18 protein-coding genes are annotated in these 19,651 nt (G+C 44.3%); 4 read left to right on the plus strand and 14 right to left on the minus strand.

Annotated features, from left to right (window positions below):
* Positions 1-5: 5 nt before the first annotated feature.
* Positions 6-1,097: a CofH family radical SAM protein gene (locus VMUT_RS07005; protein ID WP_013604724.1), complete on the minus strand. Its 1,092-nt coding sequence runs from the start codon at positions 1,095-1,097 to the stop codon at positions 6-8.
* 111 nt (positions 1,098-1,208) lie between these two features.
* Between VMUT_RS07005 and mqnC the strand changes: the two genes are divergently transcribed.
* On the plus strand, positions 1,209-2,297 hold the full coding sequence (gene mqnC / locus VMUT_RS07010; protein ID WP_013604725.1) for a cyclic dehypoxanthinyl futalosine synthase: 1,089 nt from the start codon (positions 1,209-1,211) through the stop codon (positions 2,295-2,297).
* A gap of 434 nt (positions 2,298-2,731) precedes the next feature.
* A complete protein-coding gene (locus VMUT_RS07015) occupies positions 2,732-3,073 on the plus strand; it encodes a Rieske (2Fe-2S) protein (RefSeq protein ID WP_013604726.1) in 342 nt (113 codons plus the stop codon).
* 110 nt (positions 3,074-3,183) lie between these two features.
* On the opposite strand, the gene VMUT_RS07020 is transcribed toward VMUT_RS07015, so the two are convergent.
* The 10 genes from VMUT_RS07020 to VMUT_RS07065 form a co-directional block, all read right to left on the minus strand.
* Entirely contained in the window at positions 3,184-4,578 is a 1,395-nt protein-coding gene (locus VMUT_RS07020) for an FAD-binding oxidoreductase (protein ID WP_013604727.1), read from the minus strand.
* Positions 4,566-5,972 carry an FGGY family carbohydrate kinase gene (locus VMUT_RS07025; protein ID WP_013604728.1) on the minus strand — a complete coding sequence of 469 codons (1,407 nt, stop codon included), beginning with the start codon at positions 5,970-5,972 and terminating at the stop codon, positions 4,566-4,568. The genes VMUT_RS07020 and VMUT_RS07025 overlap by 13 nt, the downstream gene beginning before the upstream one ends.
* The gene (locus VMUT_RS07030) at positions 5,969-6,907 is read right to left on the minus strand and encodes an FAD-dependent oxidoreductase (RefSeq protein ID WP_013604729.1); all 939 of its coding nucleotides are present in this window, start codon (positions 6,905-6,907) and stop codon (positions 5,969-5,971) included. The genes VMUT_RS07025 and VMUT_RS07030 overlap by 4 nt, the downstream gene beginning before the upstream one ends.
* On the minus strand, positions 6,889-8,280 hold the full coding sequence (locus VMUT_RS07035) for an NAD(P)/FAD-dependent oxidoreductase (RefSeq protein WP_013604730.1): 1,392 nt from the start codon (positions 8,278-8,280) through the stop codon (positions 6,889-6,891). Before VMUT_RS07035 ends, VMUT_RS07030 begins: the two co-directional genes overlap by 19 nt.
* The gene (locus VMUT_RS07040; protein WP_013604731.1) at positions 8,270-10,354 is read right to left on the minus strand and encodes an alkaline phosphatase family protein; all 2,085 of its coding nucleotides are present in this window, start codon (positions 10,352-10,354) and stop codon (positions 8,270-8,272) included. Before VMUT_RS07040 ends, VMUT_RS07035 begins: the two co-directional genes overlap by 11 nt.
* Positions 10,355-10,434: 80 nt before the next feature.
* A complete protein-coding gene (locus VMUT_RS07045) occupies positions 10,435-11,208 on the minus strand; it encodes a DUF6114 domain-containing protein (protein ID WP_013604732.1) in 774 nt (257 codons plus the stop codon).
* 124 nt (positions 11,209-11,332) lie between these two features.
* A complete protein-coding gene (locus VMUT_RS07050) occupies positions 11,333-11,947 on the minus strand; it encodes a hypothetical protein (RefSeq protein ID WP_013604733.1) in 615 nt (204 codons plus the stop codon).
* 118 nt (positions 11,948-12,065) lie between these two features.
* Positions 12,066-12,464 (minus strand): hypothetical protein, encoded by a 399-nt coding sequence (locus VMUT_RS07055; RefSeq protein WP_013604734.1) that lies wholly within the window; start codon positions 12,462-12,464, stop codon positions 12,066-12,068.
* A 188-nt stretch (positions 12,465-12,652) separates the two neighbouring features.
* Positions 12,653-13,441, minus strand: coding sequence for an acetoacetate decarboxylase family protein (locus tag VMUT_RS07060; RefSeq protein ID WP_013604735.1), 789 nt, complete (start codon positions 13,439-13,441; stop codon positions 12,653-12,655).
* A 52-nt stretch (positions 13,442-13,493) separates the two neighbouring features.
* Complete coding sequence (locus VMUT_RS07065; protein ID WP_013604736.1) at positions 13,494-14,747, minus strand: acyl-CoA dehydrogenase family protein; 1,254 nt, start codon at positions 14,745-14,747, stop codon at positions 13,494-13,496.
* A 123-nt stretch (positions 14,748-14,870) separates the two neighbouring features.
* Between VMUT_RS07065 and VMUT_RS07070 the strand changes: the two genes are divergently transcribed.
* On the plus strand, positions 14,871-15,338 hold the full coding sequence (locus VMUT_RS07070) for an SCP2 sterol-binding domain-containing protein (RefSeq protein ID WP_013604737.1): 468 nt from the start codon (positions 14,871-14,873) through the stop codon (positions 15,336-15,338).
* A gap of 114 nt (positions 15,339-15,452) precedes the next feature.
* Positions 15,453-16,499: a zinc-binding dehydrogenase gene (locus VMUT_RS07075; RefSeq protein WP_013604738.1), complete on the plus strand. Its 1,047-nt coding sequence runs from the start codon at positions 15,453-15,455 to the stop codon at positions 16,497-16,499.
* Between the two features lie 33 nt (positions 16,500-16,532).
* On the opposite strand, the gene VMUT_RS07080 is transcribed toward VMUT_RS07075, so the two are convergent.
* The 3 genes from VMUT_RS07080 to VMUT_RS07090 all read right to left on the minus strand — a co-directional run bounded on the left by VMUT_RS07080 (position 16,533) and on the right by VMUT_RS07090 (position 19,627).
* On the minus strand, positions 16,533-18,233 hold the full coding sequence (locus tag VMUT_RS07080) for a thiamine pyrophosphate-binding protein (RefSeq protein ID WP_013604739.1): 1,701 nt from the start codon (positions 18,231-18,233) through the stop codon (positions 16,533-16,535).
* Positions 18,233-19,189, minus strand: a complete 957-nt coding sequence (locus tag VMUT_RS07085; RefSeq protein ID WP_013604740.1) for a hydroxyacid dehydrogenase — start codon at positions 19,187-19,189, stop codon at positions 18,233-18,235. The genes VMUT_RS07080 and VMUT_RS07085 overlap by 1 nt, the downstream gene beginning before the upstream one ends.
* Before the next feature lie 99 nt (positions 19,190-19,288).
* Positions 19,289-19,627: an SCP2 sterol-binding domain-containing protein gene (locus tag VMUT_RS07090; RefSeq protein WP_013604741.1), complete on the minus strand. Its 339-nt coding sequence runs from the start codon at positions 19,625-19,627 to the stop codon at positions 19,289-19,291.
* Positions 19,628-19,651: the final 24 nt, after the last annotated feature.

Consider the following 19,651-nt stretch of genomic DNA (forward strand, 5'->3'; position numbering starts at 1 on the left):
CATCCTTACGCACTACTCACCTCGGTGATTATCCTATGAAATGTATCCCTCAGGAATAGTCTCAGGCCAGCCTCACGGGCTATGTGCGCCAACTCGTTAAGCATTACTGATTCCCTAGAGCCCGCTTGCCTAAGTACCTGCTCATTGATCATCGTGCCAACCAAGTCATTAGCTCCGGCCATTAGCAAGGTTGATATAAGTCTCTTACCGGTCGAGATCCAGTAAGCGCCTATCCTCTTGATGGAGTCCCCAAGTATTAGCCTTGAGATGGCTATGACCTTTATATCATACTCCGTGGATGCCGGACCCTTAACCAAGCCATCCTTATATAACTTCGTGTTCCAGGGAACGAACTTTATCGGTATGAACAATAGTATACCATGGGTCTTCTCCTGAACCTCCTTAATCGCGAAGACATGCTCAACAATGTGACTTGGCTTCTCGATGTGGCCGTAGAGCATAGTGGCATTGCTCATAAGCCCGACTCTATGGGCTTCCTCCTGAATCCTGAGCCAGGTCTCGGCATTGAACTTATACGGAGTTATCACCCTTCTAACCTCCTCATTAAGTATCTCAGCACCACCCCCACTAAGTGCGTCAAGCCCAGCCTCCCTGAGTCTCGTAAGGACCTCTCTCGTACTCATCCTCCAAACCCTTGCGTAGAAGTCTATCTCCGCTGCCGTAGGCCCCTTAATAGTTACGTCAGGCGCCGCCCTCTTAACTGACCTAAAAACATTCTCAAAATACTCAATGCCTAAATCGGGGTTGAAGCCACCGTTTATATGAAGCTCCGTTACACCAAAATGCGCCTTAGCCTCCAGCACACCCTTGGTTATCTCCTCGGGAGTTCTAACGTAGGCCTCTGGATGACCCTTAGGCCTGTAGAAGGCGCATATTGGGCATTGAGCCACACATATGTTTGAGTAGTTAATAACTACGTTATTGACCACGGTAGCCGTATCGCCAGTTATCTTCCACGTAAGCTCGTTCGCCACGCGGGCTAGATCCTTAAAATCACATTCTCTCATGAATTCCTCAACATCGGTCTTAGTAATGCCATTAGTCACGGCATTACGTAAGTCATCTATTGTGCACATGACATCGCGTTAAAAGTCACATCCCTTTTAAATATTGATTTCATTATTCTATTTATTTCATTACCAGCAATCACGTGATAACTTAAATAATGCCGCTTATTACGTAGCAACGTGCCTAATCATTGGAGCCCCATAGTCGAGAAGGCTATTTATGAAGAGCAGTTAAGTCCACGTGACATTGAGGAATTGTTTAAGGCTGATCTTTGGGAACTTGGGTCTGCCGCTGAGTACTTGACAAGGAAGTACTTTGGTAATGTCGTCACGTTTATACCGAACATGATACTTAACTACACAAACGTGTGCGTAATAGCCTGTAGGTTCTGCGCCTTCTATAGATTACCTGGACACCCAGAGGCCTATACGCTAAGTGCCGAGGAGGCTTTGCGTAGGGTTATGGCTATCGATAGGGAATTCGGCATTAGACAGGTCCTGATCCAGGGAGGCATAAACCCTGAACTAGACATTGAGTACTACGAGAGGTTATTCAAGGCATTGAAGGCTAAGCTACCTCACGTGGCCATTCATGGACTAAGCCCAATAGAGATTGATTACCTGGCTAGGAAGCATAGGATGAGTTATAGAGAGACACTAGACAGGCTTAGGGAGTCTGGCATGGACACATTGGCTGGTGGTGGCGGTGAGATACTGGTTGATAGGGTGAGGAAGATTATTGCGCCTCATAAGATCGATACCGATACCTGGCTAAATATAATGGAGACAGCCCATAAAATGGGCATAATGAGTAATGCAACAATGATGTATGGTCACGTGGAGACCATAAGTGATCAGGCTGAGCATCTCTATAGGATAATTGAGTTGCAGAAAAGGACTCATGGGTTCCTATCTTTCACGGCCTGGAACTTCGAGCCAGGCAATAGTGAATTGACCAGGGAGGTTACATACCCATTAACCTCAGTCACGCTGTTGAGGATGGTCGCCGTGGCTAGGCTCGTCTTTAAGAACATACTGCCCAATATACAATCAAGCTGGCTAACAAATGGCCTTGATGTTGCTCAATTAACCCTTAAGTTTGGTGCTAATGACTTTGGTGGTACGCTCTATGAGGAGAGGGTTATACCGGCTACAGGGCTTAAGATGCTGGTATTGACTAGGGACTCCATTATTGGTATGATTAAAGACCTGAGGCTAATACCTGCTGAGAGGGATAATTGGTACAAAATTGTTAAGGTATATAACTAGGTATTGAATGAGCATTTGATAAATCCATGGTCTGGTCCAATGTTAATGCCATAATTAAGCATGGAATACGTATACGCCGGGTTACTTGCTGATCCTGGGCCGTATGCTTCATTTTGAGGAGGAATGTTTTGGGAATACCAAGGACTTAATACATTCAGGGGGAAACTACGTCAGGCCAGGGCACCAATGAAGTGATGTGGATTTAAATTTATATTACATTATTGTATTACTGATGTGCGGCAGTATTGTAATTACAGTAAGAATGCCAAAGGCATTGAGAAAGGGAATCCTTTTAACAAGCGTTAAAGAACAGGCTAATGTTGCCAGGAAATTAGGCGTATCGGTAATCCCCATGTAAAACTTCTCATTAGTTACTTTGGCTCGTGTCTGCGCAATAATCTTAATTAATTAGTGCCTATGCCCTGGGTCTTGTTATGTGGAAGAGGGTTTCCATACTGGTTAAGGTTTTCGAGAAGAGGAACTCCGTGATTACCTGGGTAGATAACAAGCCAATACTCGTGGTTAAATACGGCAATAACTACTACGGGACGCTCGCCATATGCGCCCACATGGGCTGCGCACTACTAACAGACGTCAATGGCTACATAGCAACTTGCCCAGCGCATCAAGCAAAATACGACGTCAGGACCGGCGAAATGATTGAGAAGCCGCAGGTGAGGCCTGACGTGCTCTGTGAATACGCTGACGTGAAGACACCATTACCAACCTATAAAGTTAGGGTCACGCAGGATGGATTTCTCGAGATTGACGTCTAGCTTTGATGTTAATGCATTTAATGCATTTAAAATCGTTATTTAGGTAATGTCGCAATACTCATTTTCTTAGCTAACCATTTAAATACCTACTACCGAGAAAAATACCTGACTTAATCAGTGAAGAACATGCCATTCTTCGTATTTAACACTCCCTTACCATCCAAAGCCTTCTTTATTGATCTTAGCACGTTAAGCGCATTACCAAGCTCGTACTTTAACCATGTAGACCGTACAATACCAACACCGTGATGATGGCTTATGGAACCACCGTTCCTTAATGTGGTCTCCATTGCCTTATTCCATATTTCCCAGTAGGTATTTACGTTGGGCTTGAATAGTATTGTGAAGTATATGCATGCGCCGTTAATGTATAGGTGCGATATGTGGGCCATGACGCCTAATACACCGTTAGTCTTAAGCAGTGAATCCCTGAAATCCATATACAATGAGGCAATCCTGGACCAGGTGGCCGAAACCTCTATCGTGTCGAACCACAACCCATACCTCTTAACCATCTCAATCTCCTCCTCAACGTTGAATCTCGTCCTTAACCAATCCTCAAAGTACTTGCTCCCCACGTAATCACCGCCGCGACTTCTAATAATCTCATCAGCCCTCCTCCACAGCACTTGTACCAGATCATCATAGTAACCCTCAAAGCTAATTATTAGTAATGACTTATTAAGGCCGAACCTAAGCGATGCCTCGCTCTCATCATAAAGCCTAGCAACGGCTGGAACAATCCTCTTCATCATTAATTCCCTAAGAGCCTCGATACCCTGCTCAAGGGAGTTAAATCCGTATGCGCCGTAAATGGTAGATGTTGGTAACGGCACGATCCTAAGCACGGCCTTTGTGACCACGCCGAGCATGCCCTCCGATCCAATGAATAGGTACTTAAGTGATGGTCCTGTCGATGCACGGGGGACATTATTGCCCCTCAACCAAGTGACTTCGCCATTGGGTAGTACAACCTCAAGGTTTATCACAATGTCCTCTATATTACCGTATAACGTGCTATACTGGCCCGAGCTCATTGTAGCTATTAAGCCGCCTATTGTTGCGTAATTGAATGATTGCGGAATATGCCTAAGGCTATACCCCATCTCATTCAGTTTAATCTCAACATCCCTCAACCTGGCGCCAGCCTCAACGGTTATTAATGAGTCATAAGTATTAATGTCTATGACCCTATTCAATTTAGTCATGTCAATAACTATTGACCCAGCGCCGTATGATGCACCTGTAACACTTGAGCCACCACCATAAACAACCACGGGCACTACATCATTGCTCTCATTAATTATTCTCAGGGTTAGCGATATATCATTCACGCTCTCGGGCATAATAACCGCGAGAGGCCTTGGTAACTCCTCGTTAAGTACCTGCTCACGCATTATTAATAACGGCCAGAAATCCCTGGAGTACCTCCTTAATGCCTCGTCATTTATTATTACCTTATCATGACTCAAGGCGTTAATTAGTTTCTCAATTATGCTCTGCATCTCATCCCCTCAACAATCCTCTTAACAACATCCCTATTTAATGATAGTCTCTCCTCGCCAGGCTTAATTCGTAACTCCACGTTAACATGAATTCCCCTAATAATGTCATTCAATGACCAATCACCCCTAAACACCTTCAATAATGCAGCAACACCCCTAGCCGTTGCCTCCACATCCCTCTGTCTTTCAACGACGGTGCCTAGTGCCGTAGCCAATAACCTAAGGAATAGGGCACTCCTTGATAAGCCACCATCAACCCTAACAACATCAACCCTTGAGTAATTCTTAATTTTATCGAAGATTAGGCCTATTAATTGAACGACGCCCTCAACAACAGCCCTCACGAAGGCCTCCCTAGTGGTGTTTAGCGTTAAGCCATCAATTAAACCCCTTGCGCATGGCCTAGGCGGCACGTTAACACCGGCCAATGCTGGTATAACCACTATATCCTGGGTACTAACATTGGTTAAACCATCTAATTCCTGCGGTGAAGACAGCAGTCCAAGCTTAACTAGCCAGTCAATTACCGAACCGGTCGCTGGCAGGAAACCCTCAACTCCATAAAACACACTACCTCCATACTTAAGTATGAGGAGCGGTAATAAACCACCACCAACAAGTCTAAACCTATCAATAACGGCGTCAACGAAGGAACCTGTACCATTCGTAACCTTACCACAACCAACGCTTAGGCAGCCCTCACCAACCATTGCTGCTTGCTGGTCTGCTATTAAAACCCCAACGGTCATTCCGTTGGCCTCCCCAAACTCATGAACATTATCAACAACCTCAGGACTTACCTCCCTAGGTATTTTCAGTAAATCATAAATTAGGTCAATACTACTTAAATTACCTGGATGCCAAAGTCCCGTTAATGCCTCATTACCGGCATCATTAACATACCTATTACTAACGAGATACGCCAGGTATGAACTCAATGTACCAATGAATACTTCACCCTTCCTTGCACGTTCAATTAAATCCTGCCTATTCCTCAACAACCAGAGTACTTGGGTAACGGGTGATGTCGGTATTAGGATACTGCTCATTAGTGGCAAATGTCTCATGAATGAGTATGGGAATTTATTAACAATCTCCAGACCTCTCCTGTCTAACCACGTGATTATATTAATGAGGGGATTACCCGACTTGTCCCAGGCGATTATTGATGCCCTATATGTCGAAATACCGATGTACTTAACACCCTTATCCCTAGCCGTATTAATTAAGTGATTGAAAGCTAACCTAAGCGCGTTTGCGTCCTGCTCAACGTAGTAATTGGCGGGGAATAGCATTGGCACGTTTACAGTCTCGGAATACCTCTGGTTAAGCTCATCATCATATATTATGAGCTTAATGTTTGTGGTCCCAACATCAATGACCCCAAGACTCATGAAACCACCCTCCTAATGCTTACCCTCTCCACGTCCGGTAATTCAATTACTGCGGCATCACCATTAATTACGTACTCCCTATCATTAATCATGACCCTACATCCACCGCAGGGAATTATTACCCTACGTATATCCCTACTAACCCTATTACCTGGGTAGATAGGTAAATCACTATTTATAGTTATGAACTCATTAGACTTACTCATTAATTCCCTAGCCATTATTTTACCACTCTCAATTACAATGCTTGGGTCGTAGATTTCAATGGCTGATTGACCAACAGCCCTAAACTCAGGGAATGGATTAAAGGGTTTAAACACGGATATTACCAGGGTATCCGCAATAACCCACTCATTATTCACTAAGACCCTCTCAACCCTACCTAAACCCTTAACATACCTAACCTTGCCAATAATGACCTCAACATCACCACTTGCAGTCCTAACATTCAGTTTTGTTGGCGATACGACATGGGCAGTAGCACCGCGCCTCATTAATTCCCTGGCCAGTGATATGGCGTATGTATTGTCTCCGTAAATTATTACGTTCTTGCCAGGTAATAAATCGTAATGCAGCATATCCAATACGGCATGGTGTGGGTAAATCCCCGCGGGTCTCTCACCATAAATACCCAACTCTGGCATTGTCATTACCCTAAATCCCGTAGCCACCAAGGCATTATCACTGAGTCTCCTGTAACCACCTCTCCAAACCTCGTATACAGTACTATCAATTTTAATGGCTGTTGTGATTAATCGAATATTAACCTCGTTCAATGCATCATTAATTACGCCCCTAACCTCAGGTATTAAGGCATGAATTCCACCAGCATAATCCCTATACTCAATTACCTCAATATCAACGCCTAACCTACGTAACTCCAGCGCCAGTGAGAGCCCGGCCAACCCAGCACCAATTACCGTGTAACCAACCATGAACTACCACCCGACTTGGTTAATTCCCTCGGTTCAATCCCCAACTCCTCAGAGATAACCTTAATTGCCCTACCAAGGCACATACCCTGACAAACACCCATGCCTAACCCAGTCCTGAAAATAACACCATCCAGCGTCCTAGCACCACGTCTTATCGCCTCACGAATATCGGCCCTAGTAACCCCCATACATGGGCAAACAACCTCGCCTTGGTCATCACTAATGGTTCCACTAGATTCAATGGCGTCCTTCGTCATTACCATGGGCTCCACCTCCTTAACGTCATCCTTGGGTACCAATTCTATTCCAGCACCACTAAGCATTTCAACTACCCTCTTAGCTATTGCTGGTGCTGCCGTTAGGCCAGGTGATTCAATACCCACTAAATGAATTACGTGCCTACCCAACCTGCTATACGTAATTATGAAATCATCACCCTCAGGTATAGGCCTAATACCCGCGTAGGCCCTTATTGGCGTGAAATCCCTATTCCTCAATAAGCCACTAAACTTCCTGGCTAATACATTGATGTCATCCTCATTAACAGCCCTATCATCCCTACCACTCACTGATAGACTTGGTCCCCATATGGTCGTGTTGAATACAGTGGGTATGATAGCACCACCCTTAGTCCTTGGGTTAGGTATTAACTGGAGCGGTGCAATTATATTCCTGGTTTGCTCACCCCAAAACACAAGCATTACGCCCTTACCGAACTCAAGCCTATACTCATCATCAAATAACCTGGCAATGTCTGCCGAGTAAAGCCCAGCGGCATTAATGACATACCTAGTCCTGTACTCACCCCTATTAGTAATAATGATAAACTCATCATCTAAAGCCCTAACGCTCCTAACCTCGGTATTAAAGGCAAAGTCAACACCATTCAACCTACAGAAGTTGAATAGTTGTGACACTAATTCGAAGGAGTTTATGACCCCATAACCCTCAACCTCAACCGCACCTAAACCGTTGATGTTGGGTTCACGTTTACGTAATCCCCGCGGGCCGAGAATCCTAACCCTAAAGCCGCGCTTACCATATACATAATTGAGTATTAACCACACGGCGGGTAGCGCAATTAGGTGGCTAAGGTTCTGGGCCACTAATAAGGTGCTTAATCTCTTGACCCTAACATGAAGCCTCTTTGCAATGCCATCATATAGCCTATTGCCCTCAACGGCTAATTTACTCCTTAGTGAATTGAATGGTGGTTGAACAACATGAACAACACCTGCATGTCCCTTGGAAACACCGAAGCCGGGCTCGGTCTCCTTATCAATGACGATAACCCTAACCCTATAATGCGCAAGTTCATAGGCAATGAACAAACCAACAACGCCAGAACCTATTATGGCAACGTCATAACTCATGACCAACACCCCGCCTAATACCTCCTATCTGCATTACGAACCAGGTAATAGTTAGTAGGAGGCCTATTAATTCCGTGGGTAGTAGCAATGTTGATAGTCCTGGTTGGTATAGCCTTATGTATGTGAAGGCAATCATTAGCATTACTATGTAGGAAAGGAGCCCCGCTGAAACCACATAACCCAAGCCCCTGGCCCAGGTATTATTGCTTACGTATGCCCTAAGCATTAATAATGTAATTAGCATTATAGGCGCTGTGGATAGTAAGCCGTAGATTAATAATGGTTTGTCGCTCATTAAGTAGGATTGAATGGCTTGAACATAAATAAGTACGTATAGAAGTACTGGGATAATTATTGAAAGGATTATCAATGTGTGCAAGCCATGCCTAATCCGCATTAGTACTAAGCCTATTATTGAGAATAGTATTAAGCCTATTAAATACCCTAGAAGCAGTAGTGGTGCCTCACCAGTATTGCCTAGGTAATTAAGTAAGCCCGTTGTTAGGGTTATTAGTCCAATAATTGATGCAGTAACCACTGAACCACTAATAACACTAAGCACCTTCACGGGCACTGACCTAGGCGCCTTCCTGCCCATAGGTAGTAATGACACTGCTGTTAGGTCTATGATCAGGGCTATTATTAGCCATAGGAATAATGGTGTATAAATCACTGGTACGTACGCAGAATTCCCACTTACATATACCTGTGACCCTAATTCAGCAAGCGTTATATTACTAAGGCCATACCTTGAGTATGGAAGCTCATTAAGCGATATCTGCAGTGTTAATGGGAATAGGCTTGATAAGTCCCTGTAATTGGATACGTTGGGTAATGAATATATATTGTCTATTAATGGGAATCCTTGACTAAATACTATTGGCCCTCTGCTCATGTTGAAGTAGAAGAAGTCAAGGGGTATGTTGCTCTTCAGCACGTACTCGTTCAGGGCTGGTAGTTCCCAGTTATAATCAATGAAGGCTATTAATGAGGCATGCGTGAGTAGTGTATGCGATACGTAATCCTCCTTGGCGTAGGGTGATATGACTATTAGGGGGACCCTGACACCCAGTGGTTCACCATTAATTATTGGTGGTGGTACATGGTCGTAATAACCACCGAATTCATCCCAGGTTATGAAAATGACCGTTGAATTCCATATTGGGCTCTCCTCAACCGTATTAATTATGTAAAGAAGCCAAGCCTCACCATACAACATGTTGTTTGGTGGCCCCATGTCATTTATTGGGTTTGGCATTACCCATGAAACCGCGGGTAACGAACCATTCATGACCTCACTAATGAAGTCACTCCATGTCTGTACATGCGATGAGTATCTATTAATACCGTAGAAATACTTAATATCGAGGAGGCTCGGAGGCTCCCTGGGGTCTATGTAGTATCCCCAACTCACGTGGTACTGGCACAACTCCGCAAATATGCTCTCTTGAACTGGTATGTATGGTGGTGGGCCGTAATCATCTATGACAGGTGCATATGCCGCGTATAGGAAGAGGTGGTTTGGTGCACTTTCCGAGAGGTATGGCGTGAAGTAATTGTCGGCAAGCCCATACTCCTCAGCCAAATCCCAAATGGGTGCAACCTGATCAACAGTGTAGTAATAAAGCGACTGTGGGCCTGAACCCCTTACCCAACCATCCATTTTCCCGTAATCCCAATCTGCATGGTACGGTATATACCCCTCATTAGGATTCTTTGTGTAGTAAATACCTATAGGTACGGGCTCCAGATAACTGGGTATTTCACTCATGGTAAGTAGATTATTAGGTATCGTAAATTGAACAATTAAGGAACCGTTCAATGTACCGTTGGTTGGGTACACACCGAATATGTTGTCAAAGCTATGATTCTCCAGGAATATTATAATGACATGCTTAATGGGAGTCCTAGTACTCAATTGAGATGCTGTTAGGGTTTGGCATTGCGGTACCATAGAGATCAAGGCATTACCCTGGTATGTACCATAGATAAAAAGCCCAAGTAGTACTAGGGATAGGGCAATAGCCACTATAATTATTATAGTGAATTGTAAACCATACTTACCAATCAACATTATATTTGTAATTCACTCATTACTATTTAAACATCGGCAATACTTACTAATATACATTGAATCCATGAATTATATATAATTTATTTACTCCACGGTCTCCAATCATAGAGATACCCACCGCTTATTATTGCAAGGACCGAGCCCCAGGTTAGGCCTCCAGCAGCGAGTATCCACATTAGTATACCAAGGAAGACCATTACCAAGCCCAATACTCTGCAAATCTCAGGCCTTGGATAGAGTAGTGGTACCAGTGATAGTATTAGGGTTATTCCACCAAGTATGAAGGCATTTATTAATGATGTGCTCACGAATAATACTCTGAAGTACATCATTGGCATTAGGAGGAGTATTACGGCTGATAGTGAACCCAGGTAAACTCCCCAGAAGGGTATCCTACCCCTGAGCGAGCGCCACTTATCCCTAATGAAGTAACCAATGAGTGGCGGTACCAATACTGCCAACACTACGATGGGTGTCAAGGGTAGCGCAAAGAGTAGCGCTATCATTACGAAGAGGTATGAGGGCGGCTTAATCAAGGCGAGAAGTACTGAACTAACGTATATGAATAATGCGTATACTATTATTAATGATATGAAGGTGTCAAGGCCCATCCTCCTAACCACACCTGGGTCATAATTATTCTCCTCCATAATAACCACGGGTATAACGCCGATGAATACCACGGTCAGAAAAACCGCCAGGGTGAGGATTATTAATGCAAAACCAAGTAGTGACGGCCTAACCCAGAAGTAAATCCAAGTAACCAGGTTCACGGCAAATAGGGCAGGTAGTATTATGACCTTACGTCTCCACATACTAACGAGACCGAAACCAAACCTAGTGAAGAAATCCACAAATAACTAATGTAAGGCATATCCTTTAAGGTTAATCCATATATAACCTTTATAGGTTATTAGAAAAATGAAAAAGAAAATAAATAGTAATTTTGATATAAATAAAACGTTAATGCCCATGGCCTTAACCAATCCCGTTACTTGGTACACTATTATACGTTGTTACACCACTTGAACTACAAACTATTACTGCTGGTGTCACTGTAACATTTAATCCACTGTATGATAGGCCACCGACACTTACGTAGTATGCGTAAGTCGTTAAGCCATACATCGTACCACTGCTAATCGTTTGATTAACGACATATGGTAAGCCAGCCGCTATTATATTAACGCCACTTAAGCTACCTGACGTTGATGTCAGGTTGACCGCATACATGAATACGTTACTCATGCTCGCCGAACTCATGCCTAGTGATGCTGTGATTTGAACAGTGGCTGTTGGGCAACTTGGCATTAGTGGGTTGGGTAGTGGTACCGTGACCGTCTTGCTAATGAGCTGACCATTAGGCGCACTCAGCGTACCTATTGACTGAGCAATCACTGGCGCATACTCACCTGATTGTGTTGATGTTGAGTAAACCCAGCCGTACATTAGGACGTTACTTATTTGGGCCGTTGGTAGGTATATCTTGACTGGGCCCGGTATGTCGGCATTAATGGCAATACCCAACGTTGATGCAGCGATGAGTAGTGCTATCACGAGAACAAAACCTATTGCTGTTAGTTTCCAGTTCATACTATTGTTTCTATCTCGTTTTAGTTCTAAAGTTTAGTCCATAAATATGACATATATTTATTGTAATAAAAGTTACTTAAGTAAAAGGATCAATTTCTAATTAAATTCTTTACATAAATCAAGTGTCTAATTCGATCGAGGAGTACGTTATTGATGACGCATTAACGTAATAGGCATATATCTCTACATTATAGAGCGGTAGTAATTCTAACACTATTTCTGATATTATCGACAGTACTCCCACGTTCTGTGGGGTTATTGTCACTGTTATTCCTAAGACCGTGGCGGTTATATTCGCGGCATATACCGTAACATTTTGCATAACGGCACTACTCATGCTTATTGTAACATTATAACTGGAGTCAAATCCGATCATTAACTGCCCTGAAGGCATGTAAAGTGTACTGGCTTGGTAAACAACCACTGGTATGCCATCATAATTACCCGCGCTGAATGAGATATAACCTGACGCCTTAATTACCGGTGAATATATGTAAATTATTGGGTCATTACTCATTCTTAATCCTCTCGATGATTTAAAATGGTCGTGATAAGATGCGCTTATGTTCAATAAGATAATTGTTAATAATGCTCCTAAAATTAAAATGAGAATAAGTCCCTTATTCATAATTCAATGATTAATTTAATGAAGCGCCATTAAAGTATTTTTAATATATATGCTATGTAATGCTTTATAGATCACCACTAACTCCAGGTTAATTTCCACTCCTTAACTCTCCTAACAATGCCCAGCTCCATGTCGCCCTCAATGTAGAAGCCAGTAATTACTTGCGTCACCTTTATATCACTAAGTGGGTCGAAAGGTGTACCATCTAATTTTATCCTAGCCTCTCCGGCCCATATCTGTGGGCTCTCCCTTGGTGTGAATGTGAACTTTGCATACCAATGTATTAGCTGTGCAATACCGGGTGTACCATCCGGCAGTGGTGGTAATACCCTTACTGACAATAGTGGGAACGTCACTGTATTGTCGGTCCTAGGCATTAATGCCTTAAACGCGTCCAACTGCTCAAGGCCCAACCTACTACTTAACGCAACCTCAGCCCTCATTAACTCACCACCCCTCTCCAACGTGCCTATTGCTAATCCATAATCATTCACTAATAACCTAATGTCAGCAAGCTTCTTCGGCGCACCCGCCAACTCCCTACCAGCCGCCAATGCCGCATCATTTGTCACGTAAATATACAGTATATAATAGGCAAGTTCAATACCCTCAGTCTTTACCGGTATCGCCACCAACGCCTCCCTGTAGACTCCAACGGTTGATATGCCATAATCACCAACCCAAAACGCGGTCACCTCAAGGGCTAGGTCAACACCCTCAGGCAATAGTGGCTCCACACTTTTCGGATCAATATTAGCCAACGCCATAACTACCCTAACCCTACTATAGTTTATGATTGATGATTGGGGATACAATGGTGCATTTAATGGTATTCCAAAACCCTTATCACCACCCTTAAGGACCATTATACTTGATTTATATCTATTTAGATTTAAGTATTAGTACTATTTATATTATTTACAAACCATAATTCTGAATAATGTCATCAGCAGCATCAAGGCTTAACGTCTCCACTGTACCATCCTCAATGAGCAACGCCCTAGCATCCCTAAACAACTTCTCAATAATAAACTCCCTACTGAGTCCATAGGCGCCAAATACCTGCAGTGCATCGTGTGCAACCTCAAAGGCTATCTTCTTCGCATATATCTGGGCAGCCCTGGCATACCTAGGTGGTGTTGCGAATGACTGTTCAATAAAGAACTTAGTGTATACGTAGTCCATGGCCCTCCTAACGTAGTACCTGGCCGTCTCCACCCTCTCAAACATTTCATACATCCTCAACTTAATGTTCTTATGCTCAATCAATGACTTACCACCCTGTACACGGGTCTTCGCATACCTCAGGGCTTCCTCAAATGCCGCCCTTGCGAGCCCCACGGAGTACGCGCCCATGTTTACACTCGTTAAATTAAGTAGTTGATCTGAGAACACCTCATAGAATGGTGGTTGAACAATCACATAATCATCAGGTACATGTACATTATCAAAGTATACGGGCCCCTGTGGGCAATCCCTATTACCAAGCATATCAACAGGCTCGCCCTTCCTAACACCCCTCAGGTTAAGTGGCATTATCACGAATGCGCCATCCCTGAGACTCTTACCATCCTTTAACTGTGCGTGAAGGCCCATGTGGGTGCATATTGGCGCCGCTGATACCCAGGCGGACTTCTGTCCATTTATGACCCACTCATCACCATCATGCTCAATAACCACGTTACCCCTACCGAAGGACCCAACATCCTTATCCCTAAAGGCCAGTATGTAGTCACTACCATGCTCAGGCTCAGTAACTCCCCAACAACCGATGTACTTACCCTCAGTGTCCTCGAGCCAGGGCTTAACAAGCTCATCCCTAACCCTCTCTGAACCGAACAATGCGGCTATTGTGAAGGGTATTGCGTCAACACCAATAAGTGTTGCGAAACCAAGACTAGCCCAGCCAAGTTCCTCATCAATTATGTACCTCTGTAGGTTCGTTAATTCCAAGCCACCACGCTCTTTCGGTAAGTGAATCTTATGTAGTTCCATCCTCTTCATCTCCTTAATTGCATCATATAACGGTGAACCAAGTGCGATCCTATTCCTGGGTTCCATCCTATCCACCTTAATGGATAATGGCCTAAGGATCTCCTCAGCGAGCCTATGTATATTCCTCCTTATTAATTCATCCTCATTGGTTAATCTGTCAAGGTCCAGGAAGCTCATTAATCCTAATTATATGTAGATATTTTAAACGTGATCACTATATATTATAACTAATTAATAATTAAATTAAATAGTATTTATACAAATAATCCTTAATTTAAAAATGGATTTTAGTAATTATGTATGTCAAGTGAGGGCTTTATATTCCCAAGTCCGCAATGGGCCGAGGCATTTTGCAAGGCCTTAAATGAGAACCAGGAGTATAGGGAGGCTGCTAAGGATTGGATTTGGGATCTCGTTTTCGTGGCCTCTAACGTACCCAGTGCCGTGATTAATACAGTCGCTCAACTAATGGGGCTTACCAACGTCACTTCAAGCGCTGGTGCCATGAAGTTTAAGCTTAGGAATGGTACATGCCAGGGCTCTGAGTTCTACATAGATGCCAGTAAGGCTGATGCTGATTATATACTCGAGGCCGATTATACCCTTTGGAAGGATTTAATACAGGGTAGGGTTGACCCAGTCGCTGCAATACTCTCGAGAAAGATAAGGGTGAAGAAGGGTAGTTTCTTAACGTTAATTCAGTTCTCATCAGCGGCAATAAAAATGACGAATACGGCCATGAAGGTACCGACAAAGTTTGTTGTTTGACATTACCTGTAATAGTTTCACCTTAAAACTATACATATAATTATATAATTTATTTATAATAAAATAGTGATCTTAAGGTAATATGTTAAAAGCATTAACGTGCATTAAGTCTTCATGAAGGCTGCAACATTTAGGGGACCGAGCAAGCCATACCTGGAAATTAAGGACGTACCGGCACCAAAGCCGGGATCTGACGAAATACTCGTTAAGGTTGCCGCAACTGGTATATGCCACAGCGACATACACCTGTTTAAGGGTGATTTCGGACCTGTAAGGCAAGGCTTTATACCAGGGCATGAGGTCTCGGGTTGGGTTGAGGAATTGGGACCAGATGTTAAGAATCCATGGGGCTTAAAGAAGGGTGATCCAGTAATTGTCTCTTGGATAGTCCCAGACGGCATTTGTAAGTACTGCGCCAGTGGTAAGGAGAATTACTGCCCGACAGCCGCTGGCAGGATGCCAGGCCTTGTTGGACTTAATGGTGGTCATGCGGAATACATCACAATACCTGAAATAGCCGTTATACCCCTTGAGAAGGGTGTTGATGTTTACTACGCAGCACCAATTGCCTGCGCCTATGGTACCGCGTATCACGCACTCAGGGAGGCTGGTGTTGGGCCTGGCACGAGCCTAGTGATAATAGGTGTTGGTGGTGTTGGTTTATCGGCGATTCAATTAGCCAGCGCCATGGGTGCATACCCAATAATTGCCGTAGACATTAGGGACTATGCGCTGGATAAGGCCAAGGAGCTTGGTGCTACCCACGTGATAAACTCGACAAAGGAAGACCCAATTAGTAGGGTAAGGGATATACTCCCTGACGGTGCTGATGTTGTTCATGAGGCCAGACCAGAGCCTGATCTTAAATTATCCATGGAGGTCGTTGCTAGGTCTGGAACAATAGTGGTGACTGGACTTGGTGGTCCGAAGTCATCCTTTAGTGTGAACGTATTACCATTCGTCATTAATGGCATTAGGATAATGGGTAGTTTAGGCTATAGACCTAGGCTTGACCTACCTGAGATAATTAGGCTAGTGGCTTCGGGTAAGGTGGATATTAAGAAGCTCGTCAGCCACGTATATGCACCTGAGCAGATAAATGAGGCCTATGAAAACCTTGAGAAGGGGTTACATGCGAGGGCTATTGTTAAGTGGAGCTGAGTAGTTATTATTTTAAAATTGAATTGTAAACTCTTACCTCTTACCGAAGATGGTCATTACCTGCCTTGTTATTGGTGTTGGTATGGCGTCAGGATTTACGAGGACGTCTACAATGCATGGTCCATTAAATCCATATATACACCTCTCCAGTCCGTCCTCAAGCTCCTTCCTATCACTAATCCTAACACAGCCTATGTTTAGTGACTCAGCGAATTTGCAGAAGTCCATGGGGTATGTATGCGATGCATAGACCTTACCACCATAGAGAAGCCTCTGCTGTAGTTTTAGGACTCCCTGAGCCCTATCATTAAATATCACGAAGGCTATCTTAAGGTTTAGCTCGGCTGCCGTTGCTATTTCCATGCCGGTCATGAAGAATGCTGCGTCACCCGTAGTAGCCACCACGGTTGCCTCAGGCCTAGCCACCTTAGCGCCTATCGCTGCTGGTATTGCGAAGCCCAGTGATGTGAAGCCAGCCGGGTTGAAGTAAGTTCTTGGTTTATAAACGGGTAATTCAAACATTGCGACTTGATTACCACCAGCATCGCATGTGACTACCGCCTTCCCCTCACGCATGTCGCTATCAATCACGTGGGCGAGCGCCCTCACAAGATCGCTTGGGTTTATCCTGGTCTCGTCATAACCAAGCTCCCTCAATTGTTGATTACCAACTGAAGCCCTAACCTCATCAATCAACTTAACCCCCCTATCCTTACCTGGGCCCCTACCCCTAACTCTATCATGCAATGCATTGAGGAATTCCAATGCATCAGAGATTATCGCAAGGTCCGTCTTGTAATTCTTACCAATATCATTAGGATCAACATTCACATGAATTAACCTACCCCTTATCGGTAGTGACCACATGCCAGTGCCCAACTCACTGAACCTAGTGCCTATGGCAAGCACTACATCCGCGTTCTCAACGAGTTTAACGGCTACGGTATCCCCAAAGTAACCTGCGGCTAAACCACCATGTAGTGGGTGGTCAAAGGGTATTGCGCCCTTACCCATCACTGAGGTAACGACTGGTGCACCAATTTCCTCAGCCACCCTAATAAGCACATCACCTGCGTTTGCCGCTATTACACCACCACCCACGTAAATAATGGGCCTCTCGGCATTGAGCAACTCCTTAACCGCCAAATCCACTAAAGCGGTGTCGGGTTTAATCCTTACGGGCTCCTCCTTGGTATAGCCAACCCACTCGGTCTCGCTTTCAATAATGTCCCTGGGCAACTCCACATAAACAGGCCCAGGCCTGCCTTCCCTAGTAACTCTAAATGCCTTGGCGAGGATCTTAGGTATTTCCCTAGGTTCCTCAGCCCTAATGGCTAGTTTCGTGAATGGCTTGAAAATACTTAATTGAGCATTGGCATCCCTGAATTCATGGTAATAACCCTTACCGGCGGTCCTTATCGGCGTTAAACCAGCAAGTGCCACAATGGGGACACCCTCAACAGCGGCTTGGGCAAGTGGTGTTACTAGTCCCGTGGCTCCAGGCCCAGCCGTGCTTATTAGAACACTAGTCCTTCCACTGGCTCTTGCGTAGCCATCTGCCATAAATCCCATACTTGGTTCGAAACGACCCAGTACATGCCTTATCCTCTCATGGTAATCATGTAGAGCCGCGTATAGACCAAGTACGTGGGTCCCAGGTAAGCCAAAAACAGTGTCCACGCCCTCCTCTATTAGGGATTTGACTATGACCTCACCGCCACTGACCACACCCATCACCTCCTAAAGGCCATTAACGCGTCTCTAACTCCTCTCGCAACGTATAGTGTGTATCTCTTAACGGATTCCCGGGTAACTCCAGCAATATGACTAGTTATGAATAGATTAGCAATCTCACCCCTCTTGAATGCCCTTAATAATGGCGATGACTCCTCTGTTGGTGGTTCTCCAGTAAGTACGTCCGCCGCATAACCAGCTATCTTCCCACTCCTTAAGCCCTCAAGGACTGCGTTCTCATCAATGACCTCACCCCTCGCCGTATTAATGATATAAACACCATCCTTCATAAGCCCGATCTCCCTCTTACCGATTAGGCCCTTACTTTCCTTGGTTAATGAGGTATGTATTGTTATGAAGTCCGACTGCCTAAGTAATTCATCAAGGTTCTCAACCTTAACGGCATTAGCCTCAATGAACCTCTCCCTATCTACGAACGGGTCGTAGGCCAGAACCCTCATCCTGAAGGCATTGGCTATTGAGGCAACGTAGGCACCAATTCTACCGAGGCCAATTATGCCAAATGTCTTCCCAAATAACTCAGTACCTGGCGTTAGTAATGAACCCCACTCACCGTTCCTAACCCTACCCATGTTCTCGGGAATCCTCTTAACCATCATTAGTAGTAAGCCGAAGGTGAACTCCGCAACGCTATAAGTCGATGCGCCGGCGGCGCTAACGACCTTAATGCCCCTACTCTCAGCGTACTCAACGTCAATGTGGTCGGTACCTACGGATGCCGTACCAATCACCTTAAGGTTCCTACCGGAATCAATTATATCCCTAGTGACTCTATGCCAAACACTGACTATTACTGCGTCATAATCACGTATTGCCTCCCTCAATTGATCAGTCGTCATGGGCCTAACATCAACCTCACCAACCTCACTGAGCATTTTCATGGCTTGAGGACCAACATCCGGATCCACCAGTGGAACCGTGACCAGTATCCTCATATAATAATGCAGCACTTAATATAGTAATAAGTATGCCTATTATTTATAGTACGGAGGAAAAATGTATATTTTAATTACTATGTATAAACCTATATATTATCACGCACTACGTGCGGTATTCATGATATCTATGAGAGTTGCCGCATCCATTATGTTACCTGTCACCTTAATCACTCCTGAGAAGTAAGCCTGCATTGCGTCGAGTTGCCCCTTAATTAACTTCAACAGATTGTCCTTGTTTACCTGTATTGTGGCTGTCGGTGATTTATGAGTACCCTTATTAAGCTTCACAGTGCCTCCACCAACCTCAACATAAAATGGTTCGTAACCCTCCCCAGTGAATTGAAACACCTTAACAGGCCCGCTAGCCTTACTGGCAAGTTTTGGTAGGGCCTTTTCAGTCATTGATTTTAGAAGTTCGAAGGGATCCTCAGACATATCAACCAAGAATAAGCATTGATT

The sequence above is a fragment of the Vulcanisaeta moutnovskia 768-28 genome (assembly GCF_000190315.1).
Lineage (GTDB): Archaea > Thermoproteota > Thermoprotei > Thermoproteales > Thermocladiaceae > Vulcanisaeta > Vulcanisaeta moutnovskia.

Coding starts and splice junctions, on each gene's coding strand:
- VMUT_RS07065 (WP_013604736.1), bottom strand. CDS start 14,747: ATGAGCTTCCTGGACCTTGACAGATTAACCAATGAGGATGAATTAATA.
- VMUT_RS07050 (WP_013604733.1), bottom strand. CDS start 11,947: ATGAACTGGAAACTAACAGCAATAGGTTTTGTTCTCGTGATAGCACTA.
- VMUT_RS07090 (WP_013604741.1), bottom strand. CDS start 19,627: ATGTCTGAGGATCCCTTCGAACTTCTAAAATCAATGACTGAAAAGGCC.
- VMUT_RS07035 (WP_013604730.1), bottom strand. CDS start 8,280: ATGAGTTATGACGTTGCCATAATAGGTTCTGGCGTTGTTGGTTTGTTC.
- VMUT_RS07005 (WP_013604724.1), bottom strand. CDS start 1,097: ATGTGCACAATAGATGACTTACGTAATGCCGTGACTAATGGCATTACT.
- VMUT_RS07060 (WP_013604735.1), bottom strand. CDS start 13,441: ATGGTCCTTAAGGGTGGTGATAAGGGTTTTGGAATACCATTAAATGCA.
- VMUT_RS07015 (WP_013604726.1), top strand. CDS start 2,732: ATGTGGAAGAGGGTTTCCATACTGGTTAAGGTTTTCGAGAAGAGGAAC.
- VMUT_RS07070 (WP_013604737.1), top strand. CDS start 14,871: ATGTCAAGTGAGGGCTTTATATTCCCAAGTCCGCAATGGGCCGAGGCA.
- VMUT_RS07075 (WP_013604738.1), top strand. CDS start 15,453: ATGAAGGCTGCAACATTTAGGGGACCGAGCAAGCCATACCTGGAAATT.
- VMUT_RS07080 (WP_013604739.1), bottom strand. CDS start 18,233: ATGGGTGTGGTCAGTGGCGGTGAGGTCATAGTCAAATCCCTAATAGAG.
- VMUT_RS07020 (WP_013604727.1), bottom strand. CDS start 4,578: ATGCAGAGCATAATTGAGAAACTAATTAACGCCTTGAGTCATGATAAG.
- VMUT_RS07085 (WP_013604740.1), bottom strand. CDS start 19,189: ATGAGGATACTGGTCACGGTTCCACTGGTGGATCCGGATGTTGGTCCT.
- VMUT_RS07030 (WP_013604729.1), bottom strand. CDS start 6,907: ATGGTTGGTTACACGGTAATTGGTGCTGGGTTGGCCGGGCTCTCACTG.
- VMUT_RS07055 (WP_013604734.1), bottom strand. CDS start 12,464: ATGAGTAATGACCCAATAATTTACATATATTCACCGGTAATTAAGGCG.
- VMUT_RS07025 (WP_013604728.1), bottom strand. CDS start 5,972: ATGAGTCTTGGGGTCATTGATGTTGGGACCACAAACATTAAGCTCATA.
- VMUT_RS07040 (WP_013604731.1), bottom strand. CDS start 10,354: ATGTTGATTGGTAAGTATGGTTTACAATTCACTATAATAATTATAGTG.